Source organism: Staphylococcus caprae, from assembly GCF_002902725.1.
In the GTDB taxonomy this organism is placed as follows: domain Bacteria; phylum Bacillota; class Bacilli; order Staphylococcales; family Staphylococcaceae; genus Staphylococcus; species Staphylococcus caprae.
This window is the reverse complement of record NZ_PPRT01000034.1, coordinates 22,521-46,276: the sequence shown is the minus strand read 5'-3', so window position 1 is coordinate 46,276 and position 23,756 is coordinate 22,521. Positions and strand designations below refer to the sequence as shown.

The 23,756-nt window shown below is 32.7% G+C and carries 27 protein-coding genes; 21 read left to right on the top strand and 6 right to left on the bottom strand.

The features are described from left to right. The first annotated feature begins 13 nt into the window (after positions 1 to 13). From cyoE to CD155_RS07610, 9 genes are all read left to right on the top strand, one after another. Positions 14 to 925: a heme o synthase gene (cyoE, locus tag CD155_RS07650; protein ID WP_037541341.1), complete on the top strand. Its 912-nt coding sequence runs from the start codon at positions 14 to 16 to the stop codon at positions 923 to 925. Between the two features lie 25 nt (positions 926 to 950). Next, entirely contained in the window at positions 951 to 1,412 is a 462-nt protein-coding gene (locus CD155_RS07645; protein WP_037541344.1) for a DUF420 domain-containing protein, read from the top strand. 190 nt (positions 1,413 to 1,602) lie between these two features. Next, the gene (locus CD155_RS07640) at positions 1,603 to 2,646 is read left to right on the top strand and encodes a CAP-associated domain-containing protein (protein ID WP_002442198.1); all 1,044 of its coding nucleotides are present in this window, start codon (positions 1,603 to 1,605) and stop codon (positions 2,644 to 2,646) included. An 18-nt stretch (positions 2,647 to 2,664) separates the two neighbouring features. Continuing rightward, a complete protein-coding gene (locus tag CD155_RS07635) occupies positions 2,665 to 3,099 on the top strand; it encodes a YlbF/YmcA family competence regulator (RefSeq protein ID WP_103212981.1) in 435 nt (144 codons plus the stop codon). Positions 3,100 to 3,667: 568 nt separating this feature from the next. Next, positions 3,668 to 4,105 (top strand): DUF1433 domain-containing protein, encoded by a 438-nt coding sequence (locus tag CD155_RS07630; RefSeq protein WP_103212980.1) that lies wholly within the window; start codon positions 3,668 to 3,670, stop codon positions 4,103 to 4,105. 67 nt (positions 4,106 to 4,172) lie between these two features. Continuing rightward, entirely contained in the window at positions 4,173 to 4,610 is a 438-nt protein-coding gene (locus tag CD155_RS07625; protein WP_103212979.1) for a DUF1433 domain-containing protein, read from the top strand. A 65-nt stretch (positions 4,611 to 4,675) separates the two neighbouring features. Further along, a complete protein-coding gene (locus tag CD155_RS07620; RefSeq protein WP_172605837.1) occupies positions 4,676 to 5,104 on the top strand; it encodes a DUF1433 domain-containing protein in 429 nt (142 codons plus the stop codon). Positions 5,105 to 5,400: 296 nt separating this feature from the next. Next, positions 5,401 to 5,838 carry a DUF1433 domain-containing protein gene (locus tag CD155_RS07615; RefSeq protein WP_002442209.1) on the top strand — a complete coding sequence of 146 codons (438 nt, stop codon included), beginning with the start codon at positions 5,401 to 5,403 and terminating at the stop codon, positions 5,836 to 5,838. 65 nt (positions 5,839 to 5,903) lie between these two features. Continuing rightward, positions 5,904 to 6,341: a DUF1433 domain-containing protein gene (locus CD155_RS07610; RefSeq protein ID WP_103212978.1), complete on the top strand. Its 438-nt coding sequence runs from the start codon at positions 5,904 to 5,906 to the stop codon at positions 6,339 to 6,341. Positions 6,342 to 6,652: 311 nt separating this feature from the next. On the opposite strand, the gene CD155_RS07605 is transcribed toward CD155_RS07610, so the two are convergent. Further along, positions 6,653 to 7,579, bottom strand: a complete 927-nt coding sequence (locus tag CD155_RS07605) for a lysophosphatidylglycerol phospholipase D (protein WP_103212977.1) — start codon at positions 7,577 to 7,579, stop codon at positions 6,653 to 6,655. Positions 7,580 to 7,798: 219 nt separating this feature from the next. Here CD155_RS07605 and CD155_RS07600 point away from each other — a divergent pair, with 219 nt between their 5' ends. Beyond that, entirely contained in the window at positions 7,799 to 8,050 is a 252-nt protein-coding gene (locus CD155_RS07600; RefSeq protein WP_002442214.1) for a DUF2129 domain-containing protein, read from the top strand. Positions 8,051 to 8,061: 11 nt separating this feature from the next. Here the strand turns inward: CD155_RS07600 and CD155_RS07595 are convergent, their stop codons facing one another. Further along, on the bottom strand, positions 8,062 to 8,451 hold the full coding sequence (locus tag CD155_RS07595) for a DUF7147 family protein (protein ID WP_002442215.1): 390 nt from the start codon (positions 8,449 to 8,451) through the stop codon (positions 8,062 to 8,064). A gap of 68 nt (positions 8,452 to 8,519) precedes the next feature. On the opposite strand from CD155_RS07595, the gene rsmD reads away from it, so the two are divergent. Together rsmD and coaD are read left to right on the top strand one after the other, a co-directional pair. Beyond that, positions 8,520 to 9,062: a 16S rRNA (guanine(966)-N(2))-methyltransferase RsmD gene (gene rsmD / locus CD155_RS07590; protein ID WP_103212976.1), complete on the top strand. Its 543-nt coding sequence runs from the start codon at positions 8,520 to 8,522 to the stop codon at positions 9,060 to 9,062. 1 nt (position 9,063) lies between these two features. Next, positions 9,064 to 9,549, top strand: a complete 486-nt coding sequence (gene coaD, locus CD155_RS07585) for a pantetheine-phosphate adenylyltransferase (RefSeq protein WP_037541352.1) — start codon at positions 9,064 to 9,066, stop codon at positions 9,547 to 9,549. A gap of 78 nt (positions 9,550 to 9,627) precedes the next feature. On the opposite strand, the gene CD155_RS07580 is transcribed toward coaD, so the two are convergent. Further along, a complete protein-coding gene (locus CD155_RS07580) occupies positions 9,628 to 10,761 on the bottom strand; it encodes a nucleotidyltransferase (protein WP_103212975.1) in 1,134 nt (377 codons plus the stop codon). Between the two features lie 126 nt (positions 10,762 to 10,887). On the opposite strand from CD155_RS07580, the gene CD155_RS07575 reads away from it, so the two are divergent. Both CD155_RS07575 and rpmF read left to right on the top strand, forming a co-directional pair. After that, complete coding sequence (locus tag CD155_RS07575; protein WP_103212974.1) at positions 10,888 to 11,445, top strand: YceD family protein; 558 nt, start codon at positions 10,888 to 10,890, stop codon at positions 11,443 to 11,445. A 76-nt stretch (positions 11,446 to 11,521) separates the two neighbouring features. Then, positions 11,522 to 11,695: a 50S ribosomal protein L32 gene (gene rpmF / locus CD155_RS07565; protein WP_002442221.1), complete on the top strand. Its 174-nt coding sequence runs from the start codon at positions 11,522 to 11,524 to the stop codon at positions 11,693 to 11,695. A gap of 145 nt (positions 11,696 to 11,840) precedes the next feature. Here the strand turns inward: rpmF and CD155_RS07560 are convergent, their stop codons facing one another. The 3 genes from CD155_RS07560 to CD155_RS07550 all read right to left on the bottom strand — a co-directional run bounded on the left by CD155_RS07560 (position 11,841) and on the right by CD155_RS07550 (position 18,032). After that, complete coding sequence (locus CD155_RS07560) at positions 11,841 to 14,006, bottom strand: NEAT domain-containing protein (protein WP_103212973.1); 2,166 nt, start codon at positions 14,004 to 14,006, stop codon at positions 11,841 to 11,843. Between the two features lie 182 nt (positions 14,007 to 14,188). Continuing rightward, positions 14,189 to 15,670 carry an NEAT domain-containing protein gene (locus CD155_RS07555; protein WP_103212972.1) on the bottom strand — a complete coding sequence of 494 codons (1,482 nt, stop codon included), beginning with the start codon at positions 15,668 to 15,670 and terminating at the stop codon, positions 14,189 to 14,191. A gap of 178 nt (positions 15,671 to 15,848) precedes the next feature. Next, a complete protein-coding gene (locus CD155_RS07550; RefSeq protein WP_103212971.1) occupies positions 15,849 to 18,032 on the bottom strand; it encodes a YSIRK-type signal peptide-containing protein in 2,184 nt (727 codons plus the stop codon). 247 nt (positions 18,033 to 18,279) lie between these two features. On the opposite strand from CD155_RS07550, the gene isdC reads away from it, so the two are divergent. From isdC to CD155_RS07515, 7 genes are read left to right on the top strand one after another with little or no spacing between them, the layout of a single operon-like run. Next, positions 18,280 to 18,885, top strand: coding sequence for a heme uptake protein IsdC (gene isdC / locus CD155_RS07545; RefSeq protein ID WP_103212970.1), 606 nt, complete (start codon positions 18,280 to 18,282; stop codon positions 18,883 to 18,885). Positions 18,886 to 18,929: 44 nt separating this feature from the next. After that, a complete protein-coding gene (locus CD155_RS07540; protein ID WP_180991833.1) occupies positions 18,930 to 19,952 on the top strand; it encodes an NEAT domain-containing protein in 1,023 nt (340 codons plus the stop codon). Further along, entirely contained in the window at positions 19,949 to 20,830 is an 882-nt protein-coding gene (isdE, locus tag CD155_RS07535) for a heme ABC transporter substrate-binding protein IsdE (protein ID WP_103212968.1), read from the top strand. Before CD155_RS07540 ends, isdE begins: the two co-directional genes overlap by 4 nt. Positions 20,831 to 20,842: 12 nt before the next feature. After that, the gene (locus CD155_RS07530) at positions 20,843 to 21,811 is read left to right on the top strand and encodes a FecCD family ABC transporter permease (RefSeq protein WP_103212967.1); all 969 of its coding nucleotides are present in this window, start codon (positions 20,843 to 20,845) and stop codon (positions 21,809 to 21,811) included. Continuing rightward, entirely contained in the window at positions 21,801 to 22,583 is a 783-nt protein-coding gene (locus CD155_RS07525) for an ABC transporter ATP-binding protein (RefSeq protein ID WP_103212966.1), read from the top strand. Before CD155_RS07530 ends, CD155_RS07525 begins: the two co-directional genes overlap by 11 nt. After that, a complete protein-coding gene (gene srtB / locus CD155_RS07520) occupies positions 22,576 to 23,304 on the top strand; it encodes a class B sortase (protein ID WP_103212965.1) in 729 nt (242 codons plus the stop codon). Before CD155_RS07525 ends, srtB begins: the two co-directional genes overlap by 8 nt. 19 nt (positions 23,305 to 23,323) lie before the next feature. Next, positions 23,324 to 23,647 carry an antibiotic biosynthesis monooxygenase gene (locus CD155_RS07515; protein ID WP_103212964.1) on the top strand — a complete coding sequence of 108 codons (324 nt, stop codon included), beginning with the start codon at positions 23,324 to 23,326 and terminating at the stop codon, positions 23,645 to 23,647. Positions 23,648 to 23,756 lie beyond the last annotated feature (109 nt).

Here is a 23,756-nt window from a genome sequence, read left to right as displayed (position 1 = left end):
AAGGAGGGGAACTATGAACAAAGATCAAACTTTGTCACAGGATACGGGCCGTGTAACCTTCAAAGAATTACAACAAATTATTAAGATGGGTCTCGTTCAAGGTAACTTAATTCCTGCATTTGCAGGCGCTTGGCTTGCAGTTGTAATGACAAACCATTCCTTCCTATCGTCTATTCCTCAAATATTGATGATGATTGTTGGGTCTACCCTAATCATGGGGGGCGCATGTGCGTTAAATAACTATTACGATCAAGATATTGACAGCATCATGCCTAGCAAACAAGGTAGACCAACTGTAAACGATAGAATCTCAGACAGAAACTTATTAATTTTAAGCTTCGGGATGATGTTAATAGGTGAAGCTTGTCTATTCTTATTAAACGTGCCATCAGGCGTTTTAGGTTTAATTGGTATCGTAGGATATGTTTCTTATTACTCCATTTGGTCTAAACGACACACAACTTGGAATACTGTTGTAGGAAGCTTTCCAGGTGCTGTACCGCCATTAATTGGTTGGGTAGCAATAGATGGTCAAATGAGCTTGGCTGCCATTGCACTATTCTTAGTCGTATTTTGTTGGCAACCGGTTCACTTTTACGCATTGGCCATTAAACGAAGCGACGAATATTCATTAGCGAATATTCCAATGTTACCATCCGTTAAAGGCTTCAAACGTACGAGAATAAGCATGTTTATTTGGTTAATATTCTTATTGCCGTTACCATTCTTATTATCAAACTTAGGTGTCACTTTTGTAGTCATTGCTACATTACTCAACCTAGGATGGTTAGCTTTAGGATTTACAACCTTCAAAAAGGATTCAGACCAAACGAAATGGGCGACAAAAATGTTCATCTATTCATTGAACTACTTAGTCGTATTTTTCGTACTCGTTGTTGTCGTTTCATTAATAAAAATGATATAAAATTACTTAAGTAAGGATGAAACTTATGAGCGTACCCATTTTACCCACGATCAGTACTTCATGTATTGTCATTAGTGCGATATTAGTCGCTATCGGTTGGAGATTAATCTGGAAACGTCAAATTGATAAACATAAAAAAGTCATGTTATGGGCAGCAATTTTTGCATTAACTTTCTTTATTATTTATGCAAGTAGAACAATTTTCATTGGAAATACCGCTTTCGGTGGTCCAGACTCAGTGAAGATTTACTACACTATCTTTTTAGTTTTCCATATTAATTTAGCTACGATTGGTGGCGTGCTAGGATTAATTCAAATTATTTTAGCATTTAAAGATAAATTCAATATTCATAGAAAGATTGGACCTATTGCTTCAATTATTTGGTTCTTCACTGCGATTACAGGCGTAGCTGTTTACATTCTTTTATATGTACTTTATCCAGGTGGAGAAACAACGTCATTAATTAAAGCAACATTAGGACTTTAGTTTATAAACAAGTTCAATCTATTTCACAATACTGATGAGACTTCATATGAGGTTTTATCAGTTTTTTTATTAAAATTAAACCAAATTAACTTGACGAAAATGAAATAGTCAGACAAGTATGACCACTTGTCTTGATAAATAGCAGAATATTTTTGTACAATAAATATAATTCTTTAGAGGTGGGTGAGAAATGAAAAAGTTAGTTATCAAAGTAGTAGGCGTCATTTTTTTAATTACTTTTTTAATTTATTTATTTTACTCACCACGTCTCAAATTTGATGTCTTAGAGAACCCGAATAAAGGAAATAAAAGTAATCATACTGAGCAATTTGAGAAGTCCAACAATCATACTGAAAATCCTAAACCCAAACAAGGTGTTGGAACATGGATAGGTAAGAATATTGACTTTATGACAAAACATTATGGACAAGCTGATCGAACATATCCTTTTAAAAATGGCTATAAGAATTACATATTTAAAAAAAGTGACCAATATTATATTGTGAGCACTAAAAAAGATATCATTACGTCAGTGTACGCCACAGGGGACAACGTTAAAGTGAATCCATTAAAGATTGGTGAAAGTGCCTCTCATCTTTTTGAAAATACAAGTATTAATCCTGAACCAACAATTCAATCAAAGGGTAAAACATATCGATTCGAAATGTCCGATGAAGATATGAAGACACAAACATTAATTAAATATGGGAACATTTACGCCCAAGTGTATTCAGATCAAGAAACAAATAAAATTTTAGCCGTACGCTTTATAGATGCAGATACACTAACAGCACTTCAACCCTATAAAATTAATAAGCAAGAAAATAGTAGTTCAAATGACCAAGCGTCTATTCCTTATGAACAAAATCCCAATCAGCTGATTACATTATACGAAGTGACAAATGAGATGAGACATCTTAAAGGTCTAAAACCTCTTAAAACGAATAATGATATTGCACATATCGCCTCTATTAATCTATATGAAGCCACAGACAATGGATCAGATAGTGTTGAATTTACTGAGAATGCCCTTACGCAACAATTAGACGAAAACAATGTGACATATAAATCTACAAGTCAGAACGTTGGGTATGACTTTGACGATGTACCAACATTAATTCATAGTTGGATGAACTCTGACATTCATCGCTCTCGTATGTTAAATAATAAATATGATGAAATGGGTGGCGAAGTGATGAAAGATTATTATTCATTAATATTCTTGGAAAAATAAAATCGAAAGGGTGAAAACATGATTACTGAAGAAACGTTATCAATTTTAGATGAAATAGAAAATCTCTCTGATATGATTGTTCAATCAGAGGTGTATCAATCGTATCAACATGCTAAAGATTATTTGGAAAATGATGATGAAGCACATTTACTTTATCAAGCATTCTTAAAGTCGAAAGATCAATACGATGATGTTATGAGATTTGGCAAATATCACCCTGATTATAAAAGAATTATGATGGAAACACGTCAACGTAAACGTGCATATGAAATGCTTCCAGTTGTCATGGAGTACAAAACAAAGGAAGTCGCACTCCAAAACCTAATCGATGAAGTAGTAACAAAAATAGCATTTGCAGTTTCTGAAAATGTGAAAATTGAAGCAGGCAACCCGTTCTTCCAAACAGGACATAACGGATGCGCAACAGGTGGTTCATGTAACTGTTCATTATAATGGTTGAGAACAGATGAGATGATATAAAAACTTAATTTAACTATAAAAACACTTTCGATGGTAGACAAATGAAGCCCCCATCGAAAGTGTTTTTTATTATTGGAATTAGAGGTAAATGAGATTTGCTATTTGCTTTAAAGCATTAAGAAGTAAACGAGTGTTTTAATTGCTAGTAATACATTTTGACAATTGAGCTAGATTAGAAATAACAAATTTACAAAAACTAAGTAATTAAGATTAATAGTAAGAATAGAAAACTCATTGTACGAAGATGATATTCTATTATTTCTTTTCTAATTGTTATATTTAACCTGAAATACCTTATTTGTAGGTATAGGTAATGAGTAGCCTCGTTAAACAAATAATAAAAATATTATGGGATTTTTGTAATTATAATATTTGAGTTCTATTAGAAGTATAGTATAGGAAAAAGATTAGTGTTATATTAATACATATAGTACCAATAATAATGATATGTTTTTATATTTGGAAATTATATAAAAGGAAACATTATATTAAAACTTAACTAATATATGAATGGAAACCCAATTTGAATTAGAGGTCATTTATGAAAAATAAGAAAAAGCAAACAATCTTTCTCATTGGTTTAGCTGTAATTATTTGTTTAACTATAGGATATATTTTGCACAAAAATAAGAAAGAAAATTACATAGAAACACAAGAGGAACGCATAAATTTATATTTCAAATACAATATTAATAATTATAAGTCCATGAAAACTACTAGTTTTAAAAAAGATCCAATGGGAGGGTATTTTGTTAAGGGTTATATAAATAATAATAAGAAGTTTTATTTTCATGCTTTAATAACAGACATGAATAATTATCAATTTAATGGGGATATTGGGTACAATCCTAAAACTCTAGGAAAATTATTCAAGAAGGATAATCCTAAAAACTTGTTAAATCCAAGTGACATTATAAAAAAACATGATTTAGATAAGACAAAATACGAAGCTAAACCTCCATTATTTTTTGCTTTATAATAATGTATTTTATGCCATTTCTAAGACATTAAGTATTACTTAAAAATCCTAAAAACGGAGGTTTTGAATGAAAAACAGTAAAAAGAAAATAATCTTTCTCATCGTTATAGCTGCAATCATTTGTTTAACTATAGGATATACTCTACATAAAAATAAGAAAGATAATTACATAGAAACTCAAGAGGAACGCGTAAATTTATATTTCAAATATAATCTAAAAAATTATAACTCTATGCATGTAACTTCATTTAGAAAGAATCCGATGGGAGCTTACTACATAAGTGGTTATGTTAATAAAAATAAAAAATATCATTTCAAAGCTAAAATATCGACTACAGATAATCTTCAGTTTAAAGGTGATTTTATTTATAATCCTAAGACTTTTGGGAAGTTGTTTAAAAATGAAGAGGGAGCAGATTCGATAAATACTGATGAAATTATCAAGAAAGAACATTTAGATAAAACAAAGTACGAAGCATATCCTCCGGCATTTTTCTGGTTTTAATTAATATAATTTTATAGTTTTGATTTCTATATTAGCTAACTTAAAATAGAAAAGAGAGATTATTAATGCGAAAGAAAACACTGTTGTTCATAATCTTAATTATGACAATATTAACAGCTGTAGGATATATTTCCCATGTAAGTAAAAAGAATCATTATATCGAAGCTCAAAAAAGTAGAATTGATTTATATTTTAAATATAACCTAAAAAAATATACTTCTATGAAAATAACTAAAGTTGAAAAGAATCCAATGGGAGACTACTTTATAGATGGTTATGTCAATGGTAAGAAAGATTATGATTTTAAAGCTTTCTTGTCTATTGAAGATAATAATCAATATAATGGAATGATAAACTATAATCCCAAAACTTTGGGAAAGTTATTTAAAGAGGAAGAACCAAAGAATAAGTGGAAACCTGACGAAATAATCAAAAAAGAACATTTAGATAAAACAAAGTACGAAGCTAATCCACCATTATTTATATGGTTTTAGAAATATTATAAGAACTGATGTTCACACACAAAGTTATATAAAAATCCAACTTTAGTGGTGCACATTAATTTATTATAAATTAATAATATGGAAACATTTTTAATTTGTTTAATATTTTAAAATTTAATAGATTTGAGGCTTGGAGTAACTTTTATAAACATATAGGGAGTTTGATTAATTTCGTTAGATTGTAATTTGAAGTATATCTATAATTGTTTACTGATTATCGGTAATGTATTTTTCTACTTTCAAAATCTTTATGTTCTAATTAGAAAATCTACAAAAGGAAGTTATTTATGAAAAATAAGAAAAAGAAAATACTCCTTTGCTCAGTTTTAACTGTACTCATTTGTTTAACTATAGGATATATTTTGCATAAAAATAAGAAAGATAATTTTATAGAAACCCAAGAAAAAAGAATAGACCTATATTTTAAATATAACCTAAAAAAGTATGACTCTATGAAGATTGTTAAAGTTGAAAAAAATCCAATGGGAGGATACTTTTTCTATGGTTATGTTAATCATGATAAAGATTACAATTTTAGCGCAACTGTTTCTTATGATAGTAATTTTCAATTTAATGGAAGAATTAGTTATAATGGTAAAACTTTAAAAAAGCTATTTAAAGAAAATGAATCTAAAAATCAGTGGAAACCTGATGAGATAATCAAAAAAGAGCATTTAGATAAATCAAAATATGAAGCATATCCACCATTGTTTTTTATTTTTTGATTATCATTTTTGTTATTTTCCTGAGATATAATATCCTGAAAATATATTAAAAAGAGAGGTTATCAATGAAAAATAGTAAAAATAAAATAATCCTTCTCATCGTTATAGCTGCAATCATTTGTTTAACTATAGGATACATTATGCATAAAAATAAGAAAGAAAATTACATAGAAACTCAAGAGGAACGCATAAATTTATATTTCAAATACAATCTAAAAAATTATAACACTATGCATGTAACTTCATTTAGAAAGAATCCGACGGGAGCTTACTTTGTAAGTGGTTATATTAATAAAAATAAAAAATATCATTTCAAAGCTCAAATATCTACTGTAGATAATCTTCAATTTATAGGTGATTTAATCTATAATCCTAAGACTTTTGGGAAGTTATTAAAAAATGAAGAGACAGGCGATTCGATAAATATTGATGAGATTATCAAGAAAGAACATCTAGATAAATCAAAATATGAAGCAGACCCTCCGGCATTTTTCTGGTTTTAACCGTACATTAAAATATAAAACAAAAATGATGTGCACTTCTAAAGAGAGTTAGGGGTGCACATCATTTTACTTCATATCTCATTATCGATCTGAGGTTGAGGCATCATTTATTATCTCAGTACTTTTTAACAAATTGGCTGTAGATGGTTGAATTGAAAGTGCGCATATATAATGTTCTTTCAATCGTAGCCATCTTGGGCTCCAACATAGAGAATTTCTTTTTTAAGAAATTCCGTAAACAATGCAAGTTGGGTGTGAGACAATAAATATAATTTTGCAAAATTATATTTCCGTTCCTGCCTCATGCAGTTTTAGTTTTTAAGTAAGGTTTCTTTAAATTGCTTTGCTAGGTCAGGGCGGTCAGTGACTATGGTATGAACGCCTTTATGATACAAGTCTGTCATTAAATCAATACTATTAATGCCATAGAAACCTGGTACGATATTATTAAGATTTAGCCAATCAATAAAGCGTTTAGAGGTCAATGGAATGCCTTTAAATTCTGTTGGCATTTGAAACGTATCTGCTTGTGGAGTAAAAGTGTTTCCAAGCATGCTATTAAATTTAATGAAGCCTTCAGCAACTTCAGCTTGGCTTGCACCGACTGCTATTTCTCCTTTACTGTATTCGACAAAACGTTGGATTTGAGTTTTATGGAAACTTGTGACTAGCACACGGTCTTGTGCTTGGTGTTTAACAATATTGTTGTACATGATTTCAGGAGCGAGACGTCCTTCGTACGTATTTGGAGCGTCTTTTAAATCTACATTGATATACATATTTGGATACATTTCAAGTAGTTCTTCAAATGAAAGAATTTTAGCATGAGGGTGGTTACGATATGGTGTATCCCCATTAATATCTGTAAAATGATACCCTGCATCTAATTGTTTCAATTCTGCTAATGTATGTTCGCTCACTTTACCTGAACCATTGGTCGTACGGTCGACAAGTGCGTCATGAAAGACGATTAATTTACCGTCTTGAGTTAAACGTACATCCGTTTCAAAACCATCTAATCCGTGTTCCACAGCATTGTCAAATGCTAATTGTGTTTGTTCAGGTCGAACGGCCATGCCACCTCTATGCGCAAATAAGTAGGGTGCTTGACCAGAGAAGAATGCAGGGATTGTTTTGACTTCTTTTGGTGATTTATTCTTATTGAAGTAGAATAAGCTGCCAAGTATCCCAGCTGTAGCTAAGGAACCATTAATCAACCATTTTTTAGTGTTACTCATATGTGAGCCTCCTCGTTTTTAATAGAATTAGCTTAACAAATATTATCCTAATATTAAATCATATCGATATCGTGTCATAGTTGATGAGGATATTCATTTTCCAAAAATAAAATTATAAATAGTATAAATAAACAACACTCAGAGAAGTGTCATAGTGATTTCAATACGCACACAGACGTGATATGATTACAAATGTATAAATAATGGAGTGAGCGAGATATGAATTTAATTCCTAGAGTAAGTTTAATTATTTATTTAAAGCATATTAAGCATGAACGTCAAATTAGAAAATATGGACATATAGTTCATTCAAATAAACAAAGAAAATATGTCGTCATGTATGTTGACGAAGCGGATGCTGATAGTATTGTTCATAAATTGATGCAACTTAAATACGTTCGCGCTATCGACGGATCACCTTATAAATTTCTAAAGAAAACGTATGAGAAAGAAAAACATGAAATGCTTTAAGAAAATATCGTTTATTGTAAAGGTGGAATCCAGCGTTGGAGACGTAAGACACTGATAAGATAGTTAAAGTATAAATCTAAGTCAGGATAGGTCTCGGGCGGTTGTACATCAATGCCGACGACTGGGATATCGTACTTTTCAGCTTCTGTATTGATGATGTCGAATTTCTTGTTACCATCTGGATAAGGATAGTTAAGGGCATTAACCATGATGTACATCGCTTGAAAATGATTGCCAGATGTTGGATTCATAACCATTGCTACTGAGGATAATTGTTTCTCAGATTGCGGTGAATGAAAGTAAATGATGCGATTAATTCGGGGATGATTATACTCGATGAGCGTAGTGAATTCGAACAAGTCGGTTAAACCTTCTCCGATTTTGATAAAAGATTGTTTCATAAGATTATCATTCTCCTTTGTTACAACAAATTATATTAAATAACCTATTGAAATGGAAGTGTGAGCAAATGCGTGTAATAGCAGGAAAACATAAAAGTAAAGGTTTAGAAAGTCTTGAAGGGCGAAATACCCGTCCAACTATGGATAAAGTAAAAGAGGGCATCTTTAATAGTTTGCACGAGGTTTCAGGTTTGGGGTTAGACTTATTTGCAGGAAGCGGTGCCCTTGGTATAGAAGCATTGTCACGTGGTATGGAGAAAGTCATTTTCGTAGATCAAAACTTTAAAGCAGTCAAAGTGATAAAAGCGAATTTAAACCAATTAGATCTCATGTCACAAGCTGAAGTTTATAAGAACAATGCTGATAGAGCGCTTAAAGCACTCGCTAAACGAGAGATACAATTTGATATCATCTTCTTAGATCCACCATATAAAAAGGGACTCATAGATGAGGCGATTGAGAGAATTTCGGAGTTTAATTTATTAAAAGAAAATGGTATTATCGTTTGTGAGTTTAGTAATCATGAGGATATTCAATATGAGCCATTCCAATTGATTAAGCGTTATCATTATGGTTTAACAGATACTTTGTTACTTGAAAAAGGAGAATAATATGAGTAAGACAAGAGCAGTTATTCCCGGTAGTTTCGATCCTATTACATACGGTCATTTAGACATTATAGAACGAAGTGCCGATCGCTTTGATGAGATTCATGTTTGTGTGTTAAAGAATAGCAGCAAAGGTGGAACATTTGATTCAGAAGAACGAATAGATTTAATCAAAGATTCAGTCCAACATTTATCGAATGTTGAAGTTCATCATTTTAATGGATTACTCGTCGATTTCTGTGATCAAGTTGGAGCTAAGACAATTATTAGAGGTCTTAGAGCGGTCAGTGATTTTGAATACGAGTTGCGATTGACGTCGATGAATAAAAAACTGAATAGTGACATTGAAACGATGTATATGATGACGAGTACTAAATATTCGTTTATTAGTTCAAGCATTGTTAAAGAAGTAGCAGCGTATAAAGCGGATATTTCAGCTTTCGTGCCGCCACATGTAGAGAAGGCGCTAAAAGACAAGTTTGATGTTTAAAAAATAACCATTTCAACGTGTACCAGCTTTGCAATCAATAACTATTGAAATTGCTGTATGGTTCGGGTTGAAATGGTTTTATTTACGTATGATGGGTGTATTGAAATCGGTTTGTGTTTGATGACTCATTAAATTATACACGTGTGTTGCTTTAATTTCATTTTGGAAATAGTGGGCATTTTTTTGGTTAATATTGGTAATATATTGACGTTCAGGAAATTTATTTTTTAAATGTTTTAAATAATATCTACCTACGTCGTTCATTCCTAATATTCTTACAGCATGTGTATCTTTATGTACATCTTGAGACTTTATATTCAATAATATGGTCATAAGAATGCGCTGAATATGTGTATAAGTGTAACGTTTAGTTTTAAGATTCTGCATAAACGCTTTAAATGAATGACTCTGTTGAATCATTGATTTCAATCGATTTTCAAATCCTTCATTTATATTATATATGGATTTCAAGTCTTCTTGATGTTGCACGGTTAATTGATATTTAATGAACGGAAATGTATCTTCTGCTGAAACATGTGGTGATTTATATAAATTATGAGCTACTTGTGGAACGACGTTTCGCCAATGATGATTTCCCTGTAGCAGAGACTGACGTATCGATGTACCACTCGCAAATTGATGATGCGTTATTTCTGAATGGTGATGATGTGAACCTTCTCGTTTAATTGTCATCGCTTCTATTTGAGGCGCGAATTGATTGATTGCTTTAAGGTAACTCATTCCTAGCAAGTTGTTAGGGGATTGTAAGAGTTCATGGCTATCCGTGAGTTCACTTAATATACGAGGATAACTCTTGCCTTCTTTAAGTTTACTTTTAAAATTAGCATGACTTTCTAAAGTTGAAATTTGATCTGCAAGTTGTTGAAGATCATTCAAATCTGCACTTTCACTTCCAAAAGAAATGGTATCGATATCAAGGTATTGCGCCACTTTCACAGCCAGTTCCGCAAAAGTATCACCCGAAGATAGGCTAGCGAGAAGCGGAAGTTCAACCACTAAATCAACGCCTGTGAGCGCCATTTCAGTTCGAGTGAATTTATTGTAGATGGCAGGTTCACCACGCATAACAAAGTTGCCACTCATCAACGCAATTGTTACATTTGAATTAGAGCGTTGTTTAGATTGTTGAGCATGATATAAATGCCCATTATGAAAAGGATTATATTCAGTAATGAGGCCAACACTTTTCATTTGCAATTCGTCCTTTCAGTATTCATCATTAGTATTGTAACAGAACTATATATGTTAAGAAAAAATCTTGACAACTTTTGTTGGGAAAGTTAAAATAAATTTTGTGCTTGTTAGAGGTGAAGCCATATGAAATGGTCAATAACACAATTAAGAAAGTATCAAGGTAAGCCATTTGAGTTTAACCAAACGGCTCATTTTGATCATTTGAAAGAATCATTAGATTTAATTGATCTATCAGAAATAAATGTTGAAGGCCAATTAACAGTGAAATCCAATGAAGTCATTGCTGATATGCATGTGACTGGAACGTATACGATGCCTTGTGCACGTACACTCGTACCAGTTGAAGTGCCGTTAGATGTAACAACTTCAGAAGTTTTTGACTTAGAGGGCTATAATGATTATATCGACAGTGAAGATCAAGAAGATGAACATTATCATCTTGTTTCCGACGGTATGATTAATATTAAAGACATTGCTGAAGAACTTGTAATTATTGAAAAGCCTATGCGCGCCTTCTCTGAAAATAGCAATCATATGCTAACAGAAGGTAATGGTTGGGAAGTCATTGATGAAGATCAATTGATTGAAGTTCAACAAGAACAAGATAATGATGATTCTGAAAGTAAGCAAGTTGATCCAAGGCTTCAGAAATTACAACAATTATACGATAAAGAGCAATAGCAGTTTAATTAATGATATAATAATATTAATTGAACTGACATTTTGAATTAAGTGTCTATTCTAAGGAGGATTAATCATGGCAGTACCAAAAAGAAGAACGTCTAAAACTAGAAAAAATAAACGCCGTACGCATTTCAAAATTTCAGTACCTGGTATGACTGAATGCCCAAGCTGTGGCGAATACAAATTATCTCACCGTGTATGTAAAAACTGTGGTTCTTACAATGGTGAAGAAATCGTTTCTAAATAATATAGAATTTATTTATTTTTATCCAACAATCTATATGAGGTTGTTGGATTTTTTTATATCCATTTATAAGAATGACCTACAGCTTTAGATAGAGGTAACTGTAGGTCATTGTGCATCATCAAGTTATGATGAATGCTTTATGAAATTAGTGTTTTTTATTACTTTTACGTGTTTGACATTTTAACAGTAATACACCTGCGAAGAATGATAATACACTTGCCCAAATTGTTGGTGTAGTTGTATCAGCACCAGTATTAGGTAACGTTTTAGATTTATCAGATTGATGTTTAGTTTCATGCTTTTTATCTTTAGTGATAGACGTGTCATCATTAGTAGTCTTTTTACCTTTTACTTTTGTCTCGTCTTTTTTAGTAATTTTGATTGTTTCCTTTTTGTGAGTTGGTGTAGTTGGTGTAGTTGGTGTCTTATTCGGATCCTTCATGTGTGGTGTCTCAGGTTCTTTATTCGGGATTCTCTCAGGTACTTTCTCAGGCTCTTTTTTCGGATTATTATTTACAATTCTAATTTTGTAATTTCCTTTATAACCGATTTTAGGTACTTCAACGCTTACAAACGCCTGATAGACTTTCTTACCTTCTACGTAAGGGAACGTGATAGTACGTGTATCATGTTCTTTATCTTTAGCAATTGTTGTTACACGTGTACCTTCAACTTTAAATTCTTTCCAATAAGAATCATTGTTTAATGTAAGAACAACAAGTTGATTACCTTTTTCATCAACGGCTACTTTGAAAGGTTTTTGAATATAATTCTCCATTACTGACGGTTGATCTTTTAAGCTCTTTAGAACAGAGAAATCAACGGCTTTTTCATCTTTTAATACTGTAGGCGTTGGTGTTGCATTTTCAAACTCTGTTTTGACTGGAGTGACTTCAGTTGTATTTGTAGTTGCATTGTTAGTAGTATCGGTCTGCGGTTTTTCCACAATAGGAAAGTCGAGATCAAGGGTAGTATCTACTTCATTACCAGCTTTGTCATATTTAGAAACTACAGTTGTTTTAAGTTGAATTTTATCTAATAATTTATCCGTAGTTAAAACTGCTTCTTTCACTTTATCAGCTTGTTCAGTTAATAGTACATTTTCACCGTTGTGAGTAATTTTAGAGAATTGATACTTCGTTCTCTTCGTGATAAGTGTATTACCGTTTGCTTCTTTTACTTTAAAAGTATATTTGTACTTGTCTCCATCTTTTTCGACTTTGACATCTTTTTCAAACAAATTAGCATAAGTAGAAGTTTGAGAATTATCTTTTTGATATTTTAATTCACCTTGAATTGTAACTGGATATGCATTAGGAACTTTGTTTGCTTCAACTTCATGATCTGCTACAGATGATTGAGTCAATGTTGTAGTTTGATTTGCTAGTTTTGTTTGTGTTGTAGAAGATGCAGTTTTAGCCGGTTTAGCTGGCTTTGATGGTACTTCTTTAGGGTCGTTCCATAGTGCGTCATTAAATTTTCGAGCACTGTCATAATACAATTGAAGTGTTACGTCATGTGCTTGATCTCGACCTTTACTTGGATTATTAACATTTTCCGGATATTTAGTTGTACCAGTAAGTTGAATTTTTTCTAATAAATCTTTTGAAGTTACAGAGAATTCTTTAATTCTATTCTTCTCATTGATTGTTCTTAATTCTAATGGTTGGTCTTTGTACTCCATTTTGAAAAGGTCAAAGTCATAAAATTCGCCACCTACATCTGCAATCCCAGGGTGTAAACGTACAGTGTATTTATATAAATCATTTACTTTTTCAATTTTAACGTTAGGATTCAGCGCCCCCTCATAAAGAGAAGTTTCTTCATTATTCATCGCATTTCTAAAGTGACCACTTACAAAGAGTGGAAGTTCTTTATGTAATTTATTTTTATCGTAGACTACATCGTCGTAAAGATTTTTGTAAGTTGTAGCTTGATAGTCCTTAGCGGTAATCTTTTTGTCTGATTGGCTGTTAGGTTTCGTTGTTGTTTGTGAACTTGAATTGTTTGTTGGTGTAGTCGATGGTTGAATGTTGTTTTGGTTTTGCGATGAATCTGCTTGGTTTTTATGATTAGACGTACCAGTCGTTGTAGCTGTTCCAGTAGGGGATGTACCATCGCTGTTTTGACCAGTAGTAGTTGTTGTCTTAGTATCTGATTGAATAGATGAATTTTCTGCTGCTTGTGCATCGTGACTTGAACTTAGGAAGAGGGCAGTTCCTAATGTGATTGAAGCTACGCCAACTGTTAATTTACGAATGGAAAAGTAATTGGCATACCTTAGTGTATGATTCTTCTGATGTTTGTTCATGTTGTTAACAACTCCTAAGATAGATTTCTAAATGATAAACCTTATCAATTAGCTTAGGATTATTATACACTATTTATTTTTAAATTGAATAGTATTTTTAAAATATTTTATATTTTTATTTGTACAATTAAAAAACAAGTACATCGCTTAATGATGTACTTGTTATAGTGGTCTAAATAATATTAAATATTTTTATTACTTTTTCTTTTAATAAAGAATAATGATGAGAATAGTGCAATTAGACTAAATATTACGCCGTTATTAGATTCTTTATGAGAACCAGTTTGAGGTAATTCATTTGTAGATTTTGAATCACTATCATTTTTATTAACTTTAGAATCTTTTACAGTGTCTGTTTTTGAAACTTGATTATTTTTATAGTCTTTATCATTACCTTTCTCTTTCTTAACACCTTTACGGTCTTTATCGTCACCTTTACCATTCTTACCTTCTTTACCAGAATCTTTACCTGTTTTGCCACCTGTAACGGGATTTTTAACATCTTTTTTAGGTTGTTTGACTTTCTTATCTTTTTTAGGTTGTTTGTCTTTTTTATCCTTTCTATCCTTTTCAGAAGGGTTAGTAGTCGTTTTGTTTTGTTTAGAAGTAATGTCAGTTTGAGTTGTTGTAGGTTTTTCAACTTTATTGTCTTCTTTTTTACCTGTTTCAGACGGTGTTTCAGCTTTAACATCTTGTTTTTGTGACTTAGTATCGTTCACTGAAGTTGATGGTTTCTCAGGAGTAGAACTTTCAGTCTTATCAGTAGCAGGTTGTTGATTTTTAGATGTTTCATCTTGCTTAGACTGTGCGTCAACTTTTGTATCTTGTTTTTGAGTCTCAGTATTGCTTACTGAAGTTGATGGTTTTTCAGGAGTAGAGCTTTCAGTTTTATCAGAAGCAGGTTGTTGATCTTGGGTAGTGTCATTTTGTTTAGGTTGCTCTTGAGGAGTTGTTGGTTCTGGATCCTCAATAGTAGGAATGACACTTTCTAATTCAATATGTGTTGTATATTCGTGATCATATTTTAATGCAGGTATTACAATATGTACTTTACTAATAATATTATTCATACCAGGAGTTACTTCTATGTTAACTGTTTTAGTGTCTTTTTCAGTATTATCATCTACCACTGTAGTAGGTAATTCTGTCTCACTTTCATCAAAAAATTGGAAACTCTTCCACCAAGAAGCATTCTCTAGCGTAATTTGGAAATAGTATTTATCATTTTTCTTAATTACTTTACCAGGATGTTGAACGTATTGATCCATGTGAGAAACTTCATTCGTTTTATCTTTTTGAACTTGGAAATTTAATGATTCTGAAAGCTCAGCTGATTGTGAAGAATCGCTTTTTTTATTGTTAGCTTGAGCGTTTTGGTCTTGAACAGTAGTAGGTTGAGTATTTTGAGTATTTGAATTTTGTGTAGCTGATGTATTTTTAGGTTGGTTTTGTACTTGTTGAGTTGATTGATCTTTATTTTGAACATTTTGATTTGTAGATACATTATCATTTTGGTTTCCTGAATTTTCATCGGCTTTAACTTCTTGATGAGCACCGATAATAAGTGCTGAACCTAAAGTGATTGAAGCTACACCAAATTTAAGTTTTCTAATTGAAAAGTTATTCTTAAAAATAAAAGTATCTTTACTATGCTGTTTTTTCATGTTGTTAACAACTCCTATGTAATTTTTCAATTGATAGCATTTATCAATTAATACATAGATATTATACACTAACTGAAAATTAAGTGAATAGTTTTTATATTATTTTATTATTATATTACGCCAAATAAAAAGACGAGCTAATCTTTCAAATGATTAACTCGTCTCTATGATTATCTAACTATTTAGATGATTTTCTTTGTCTTCTGAATAGAAGTAGTGCAGATGCTAAAGAGATTGTACCGAACACAGTTGTAGTATAAGCAGCTTCATTACTTACACCAGTATCAGGTAATTCAGTTTTTTCTTTTTTAACATTTGTAGTTGTTGTTTTGTGATCGCCGACAGTTGTTACGTGATGTTTAACATCTTGGTCGTCAGTGTCATTTTTATCAGGAGTAGTTGTAGTACCTGGTTTAGTTTGAGTATCAGGTTTAGTTTGAGTATCAGGTTTGTGTTCATCATCTGGTTTAACTTGAGTATTTTGATCTGTACCTGTACCTGGTTTAACACCAGCACCTAATTGGTCATGTTGATCTGGAGTTGTAGTACCTGGTTTAGTTTGAGTATCAGGTTTAGCTTCAGTGCCTTGATCAGGTTTAGTAGGTGGTTTAACTGTAGTATCTCCAGCGTTATTTTCATCAGGCTTACCAGTTTGTTGACCTGTACCTGCATTTTGATCAGTTCCAGGCGTACCTGGTTTTTCTTGGCCATCTGGTTTAGTTTGACCTGCATTTTCACCTGGAGTAGGTGTTACTGTATTATCAGTACCATTTTCACCTGGTTTAGTGTTGTCAGGCGTACCTTGACCTTGTTGGTCAGTACCTGGTTTAGTCTCAGTACCTTGACCAGGTTGAGTATTATTTTCAGGAGCAGGTGTTACAGTAGTACCAGCACCAGCTTGGTTGTTTTGATCTGGTGTTGTACCCGGTTGAGGTGTAGTTGTACCTGTTTGAGTACCGCCTTGACCTTGTTGTTCTGTATTACCAGGTGTTTGGTCAGGAGTAGTACCAGGTTTAGTACCAGCGTCTTGTCCTGGTGCGCCAGTACCATTTTGGTCTGGTGTAGTTGCATCAGGTTTAGTTTGAGTATCAGGTTTAGCTTCAGTACCTTGATCAGGAGCAGTAGGTGGTTTAACTGTAGTGTCTCCAGCGTTATTTTGGTCTGGCGTACCAGTTTGTTGACCAGTACCAGCATTTTGATCGGTTTCAGGTGCACCTGGTTTTTCTTGATTTTCTTGACCATTTGGTTTAGTTTGACCTGCATTTTCACCTGGAGTAGGTGTTACTGTAGTACCAGCACCATTTTCACCTGGTTTAGTGTTTTCAGGTGTACCAGTTCCGGTTGCACCTTGGCCTTGTTGATCATTACCCGGTTTAGTTTCAGTACCTTGAGCAGGCGTACCAGTTTGTTGACCAGTACCTGCGTTTTGGTCATTACCCGGTTTAGCTTCAGTACCTTGGGCAGGAGTTCCAGTTGCACCTTGACCAGCTTGAGTATTATTTTCAGGGGCAGGCGTTACTGTAGTACCAGCGCCAGCTTGATTGTTTTGATCTGTTTGTTGACCTTGTGTGCCTGGCGTAGGTTTAGCTTCAGCATTTGTATTTGGAGTAGAAGCATCAGGTTTTGATGCGCCAGCTTGTGTAGTATCTTGACCTTGTTGGTTGTTACCTGGAGTTTGACTTGCGTCAGTGTTACCTGGTTTAGCAGTGTCTTGACCTGCAGTAGTATCAGGTTTAGCTGGAGTGCCTCCTGTTGCTCCGGCTTGATCTTGTTGATTGTTATTACCAGTTGTTGGAGCAGGCGTTACTGCAGTTCCAGCACCATTTTCACCTGGTTTAGTATCAGCACCTTGAGCAGCTGTACCAGTTTGTTGACCAGTAGTAGCGTTTTGATCAGCTCCTGGTGTACCTTGACCTTGTTGACCAGCACTTTGAGCAGGCGTTACTGTAGTGTCTGCTTGATTATTTTGAGGTGTACCAGCATTTTGTTCAGCTTGATTGCCTGCTGGAGTTGTTCCTGCTTCTGGTTTAGCTTGAGCAGGTGCACCAGTATCTTGCGCATTATTAGGTGTACCTGTTTGTGCTCCGCCAGCTTGATTATTTTGATCGTTTTGAGCGCCTTGAGCAGGTGTAGCTGTTCCAGGATTACCAGCAGCAGGTTGACCAGTTGTTTCAACTGTTCCTACAGTTTCTCTTTGGAAACCAGTACCAGTCGTACCTTGAGGATTTTCTTCAGCATGTGCTTGTCCGAAGAATAAGAATGAACCTACAATAATTGAGGCAGTACCAACTGTAAATTTTCTGATTGAGTAATGATTTTTCTTTGTGGGGGTGTTGTTAGAAAAATGATTAGGTTTGTTCATAACTTTTCTCTCCTTTGATAAGTAGTTCTCTCAGTTGTGTTTTGAGAAGTTATAGAATTAGAGTGAAATAGAGCATTATCAAATGATAATGGACAAACAATATATTAGCATATTTTACAAGCATTAAACAACTAATTAAAAATATTATCAAATTTTTGTTGACATTGATAACTATTATCATTTATTCTTTTAACAAGAATTAGAGTGGAAAGTGTTTACATTCATCACTCTCATGGAGGTTTTTGAATTGAAAGTGACATATAAATCACTAAGTTTTATCCTAGTTTTATTTATATTTTTATTTAGTTGGGTTCCAAATGTAAGTCATGCGGCTGAAGGGAAATCAATCAATTTCGAAGTTCTCAAATATAATACGAATGATACTTCAATGGCGAATGATTATTTTGAAAAGCCAGCAAAATTAATTGAAAAAGATGGTAAAAAGGTACTGCAAATTACAGTCAATCATAGTCATTGGATTACTGGAATGAGTATTGATGGTCACAAAGAAAAAATCATTAATAAAGATGCCAGTAAAGATATTAGAACGTCAGAATTTGAACTAAGCAAAGCTTCAGGTAAAGTGAATGGTACAATCTCTGTTTATATTAATGAACCAGTAAATGGTAAACCTTTTAAATATGATCATCATTACAATATTACTTTTAAATTTGATGGGAAAGATTCGGGAGCTACTGGCTCACCAAATATCGTGCAAGATAAATCCAATGTAGAAAATCCTCAAACTAGTGGTGGAATTCCAACATATACATATTTGATTCCAATTGTTTCTTTATTTGCATTGATTACAATTTCAGTTATGACATTTAAGTTGAAAAAAGGTAACCAATAATGAATCAATGGGGCCGTATAAAGGCGAAAAACTTTATTATCGCTTTGACTTTATGCGTAACTTTAATAAATGAAAATCACACATATCTAGCTAAGGCTGATGATGAGACTCAATCATCAGCCAATTCTTATATAGAAAGAAAAATAAAAAATGGTAAGACTGATACCACTATACATAATGATAAAGATATAAAGAAACAAGCTGTGCAATTTTATGTGCGACGTCAAAATGATAAGGAACCTTCGCACATGAACGACTATGTTAAACATCCTGGATTTTTAGTGAATATCGAAGGGAAAACCTATTTCGAAATAACGATTCTAAATAGAAAATGGTGGCAGAGTTTTCACTTTTATCAAAAAAATAAAGAATTAAAAATAACTACAATTGATGAGGATAAAGACAAAGATACTATAACCATACGTATGCCTATCAATGACATAAAAGAAGAAATAAAGTCTCGTATCCATATCAATATACCTTCATTAAAATATGACCATCATTACGTGACGTACATCGTTATGACTAATAAAGATAAATTGAAAATTGATCATAAAAACGAAGTAAATACATGTGACGATAAAGATTGCAATTTAAATAGTAAAAAATTTGATGAAAATAATAATGTTGAGAAAAATTCAGACGTTTTGTCTAACCAAACTTTAATTCCAGAAGATAATGTAAGTTCAAAACAAAAGAAACCTATTTCTCAAGAAACATTAAAGCCCGAAAATCAACATCAATTGTTCAAAGATAGTATGGGTAATTCTAACGCAATAACTACTAACAATCATTTTCCAATGACACCTTCATTTGGAAATACTCACACAAAGTCTAAACCAAGTCATCAAACTCAGTTAAATCCTTTTCAAAGTAAAAAAGATAAACCAAATCCGAATTTCAATAGAGATGCCGATAAGAAACCTCAACCTAAAAAGGAATTTAAAGAAATGAAACCTTCGCATCATACAAAGACATATGTGATTTTAGGTTCACTAATTTTATTGGCATTATTAGTACTAATAGCTACATATTTTGTTAATAGAAAGAGTGAGTCTAAAAAATGAAAATAACCAGGTTAATTACTACTTTAATAATATTTATCATTTTACTAAGTGGTTGTGACTCTAGTGGTAAAGATAAAAAGAAAGACAGTGCGCAAACAAAAGAATTTCGAATCGTACCAACGACAGTCGCATTAACAATGACACTAGATAAACTCGATTTGCCAATAGTCGGCAAACCAACGTCATATAAGAAATTACCAGAACGCTATAAAAATGTACCTGAAGTAGGGCAACCAATGGAACCGAGTGTAGAAGCGGTTAAAAAAGTAAATCCAACACATGTATTAAGTGTTTCTACGATTAAAGATGAGATGAAACCATTTTACAAACAGTTGAATATGAAGGGGTATTTCTATGATTATGACAGTCTAAATGGGATGGAAAAATCTATAACTGAATTAGGGAAGCAATTTAATAGAGAGAAAAAAGCTAAAGAATTGAATGATCATCTTAATACTGTAAAGGCAAATATTGAAAGCAAAGTTGCGAAAGAGAAGAAACATCCTAAAGTACTGATACTTATGGGTATTCCAGGAAGTTATTTAGTAGCCACAGATCAATCTTATATTGGAGATCTTGTAAAAATTGCTGGGGGAGAAAATGTCATTCAAGATCACTCAAAGCAATATATTTCTTCGAATACAGAGCACCTTGTTAACGTCAATCCAGATATCATATTGAGACTCCCACATGGTATGCCCGATGAAGTTAAAAAAATGTTCCAGAAAGAATTTAAACAAAATGATATTTGGAAACACTTTAAAGCTGTAAAGAACAACCAAGTCTATGATTTGGAAGAAATTCCATTTGGCATCACTGCGAATGTAGATGCTGATGATGCCATGACACAACTCTATAATCTATTTTATAAAAAGTAATGGAGATAAATAATGTTTCAACAACATCCTAGAATATTAGTTATTATTTCACTTATCTTACTTTGTATTACCATCTATATTTCGTTTGTAATAGGAACGATACCAATCCATTTTAAAGACATACTTCAGAAGCTTTCAACTGGGGAAGCATCGAATATAGATACCATTATAGATTTAAGATTACCTAGAATATTGATTGCCTTATGTGTAGGAGCCATGTTGTCAGCTTCCGGAGCTTTACTACAAGCAGTATTACAGAACCCTTTGGCTGAAGCGCAACTACTCGGAGTATCTTCCGGAGCTTTGGTAGCGAGAACGATTTTATTATTACTTGCACCGCAACTCTTTTTCTATATTCCTTTACTTAGTTTTGTTGGAGGGATGCTACCATTTTTAATGTTGTTCATTTTAAGTGTTAAGTTTAAACTGCTACCGACACGAATGATATTGATTGGGGTAGCCATGTTTGCAATGTTAACTGGTTTGTTAGATTTATTTGCTCAGAATCCATTTTTGAAAATGCCTCAAGGTTTCACTATGAAAACATGGAATGATGTCAAAATGATTGTGCTTTCAGCAGTGATAGGTTTAGCAATGACAATCATTTTAATGTCTAAGGTAAATTTATTAGCTTTAGAGGAGAAACAAGCGAATAATTTAGGTTTCCATATTACGAAATATCGATTAATAGTTGGAATGGTTGCAGTATTTCTAGCAAGTGCATCGTCTTCGATTGTCGGTCCACTTGCATTTGTCGGTTTAATCATTCCTCATATTGTAAGGAAACTTATAGGCGCAAATTATAAGCAAGTCCTTCCACTATCCATAATTATAGGCGCATGGTTTGTAGTAATGACTGACTTACTAGGTAGAACGATTCATCCGCCTCTTGAAATACCGGCTAATGTCATCATGATGTTAATTGGAGGTCCTGTATTAATTTATCTCATTTGTAAAGGAGCGGTTAATGATGCATACTGAGGGACTTCATTTTCAATATAAGAATGAATCGGAAATCATTAAAAATCTTTCATTAACATTTAGCTCAAATGCCATCACTTCAATTATAGGCCCCAACGGTTGCGGTAAATCAACATTATTGAAAATACTTTCTCGTAATTTGAAACCTTCGTCTGGAGTAATCTATCTTAATCAACAGGATTTGAAAAAGTTTAGTAAAAAGGCGTTGGCACATGAACTCGCAACGGTTCACCAAACGATGAAAATTCCTGAAGGTTTTACAGTGAGAGAATATATTGAATTAGGTCGTTATAGTTATGGAAGTGTGTTGAATAGAGATCAACATAAAGAAAGGATTATTCAACATACTATTCAACAATTAAATTTGGAACATCTACAACATAAAAAGTTAATTACTTTGTCAGGTGGAGAAGCTCAAAGAGTATTTCTGGCTACAGCTCTCGTTCAGGAGCCACAATACATATTACTAGATGAACCAACGACGTATTTAGATATTCATTATCAATATCAAGTTCTAGATACAATTCGACTTTTGAAGGAACGCTATAATATCACATTTATTATGGTACTTCATGATATTAATCAAGCGATTGAGTACAGTGATGAAGTCATATGTTTGAGTACCGATGGGGTGCTTGCACAAGGTGAACCAAGCCAAGTAATTAATGAAAAGATTTTAAAAGAAATGTACCAAATAGACACTAAAATTATTCAGGATGATGAATGTGGCATGATTATTTGTAGAAAAAGGGTGACACCATCAAGTGACTAAAATCATAAGAATCGTTCAAATCATATTAATTGTTGTCATCATTGTTTTTAGTTACCAATTAGTCAAAACGTATCTTGAAGATAAGGCTTCAGCTAAGCGCTACGCTGAACTTCAGAAGGAATTTCAATTTGAGTCTTTAACTTCTAAAAGTGAAACAAGACCTCAATTTAATAAATTAGAAGCAATTAATAAAGATATTGTGGGTTGGATTCAGCTTAAAGGGACTACGTTAAATTACCCTGTGCTACAAGGTAAAACAAATCATGAATATTTGAGGCAGGATTTCGAACATGTGAAGAGTCGTAAGGGCAGTATTTTCATGGATTATAGGAATTCTGTGAAGAATCCAAACTTAAATACAATTATTTATGGTCATCATATGGGTGATGACACGATGTTTGATGTTCTAGAAAAATATTTAAAGCAAGAATATTATCATCGTCATCAAGACATTCAATATGATACGAAATATGGTAAATATAAGCTGCAAGTATTTAGTGCGTATCAAACTACGACCAAAGATAATTATATTCAAACAGATTTCGCATCAAGCTCAGAGTTTCAACAATTTATAAATAAAACAAAACAAAAATCAGTGATTCAATCTCATGTTCAAGTCAGTGATCAAGATAAGTTAGTGACCTTTTCAACATGCGAGGATGCTTATAATCAAACATCTGGAAGAATCGTTGTGGTCGCAAAATTAGTCAAAATAAATTAACAGAAAAGAGGAAAACATCATGAAATTTATGGCAGAAAACAAATTAAAATTAGACAAAGGGACAGCGCCAGGTATTATAGAAAGGTTCTACACAAGGCATGGCATTGAAACATTAGAAGGTTTCAAAGGAATGTTTGTTACTAAAACGCAAGAACAAGACGACTTTGATGAAGTGAAAATCTTAACTTTATGGGAATCTGAACAAGCATTTACAGACTGGTTGAAATCTGACGTATTCAAGAAAGCGCACAAAAATGTGCGTCATCAATCTGCAGATGCTACGAGTCCAATTCATGAAAATGTCGTGAAAAAATACGATATAGGGTATCAATATTTTAAGTAATCATTTAAATGAGTATGTATATAGTTCAAGTTATAGCTTAAATTACATACACTTATTTTCAAAATATTAAATGCAATCCTATGAAGCAAGTCGATGCAGTCATTCCAAT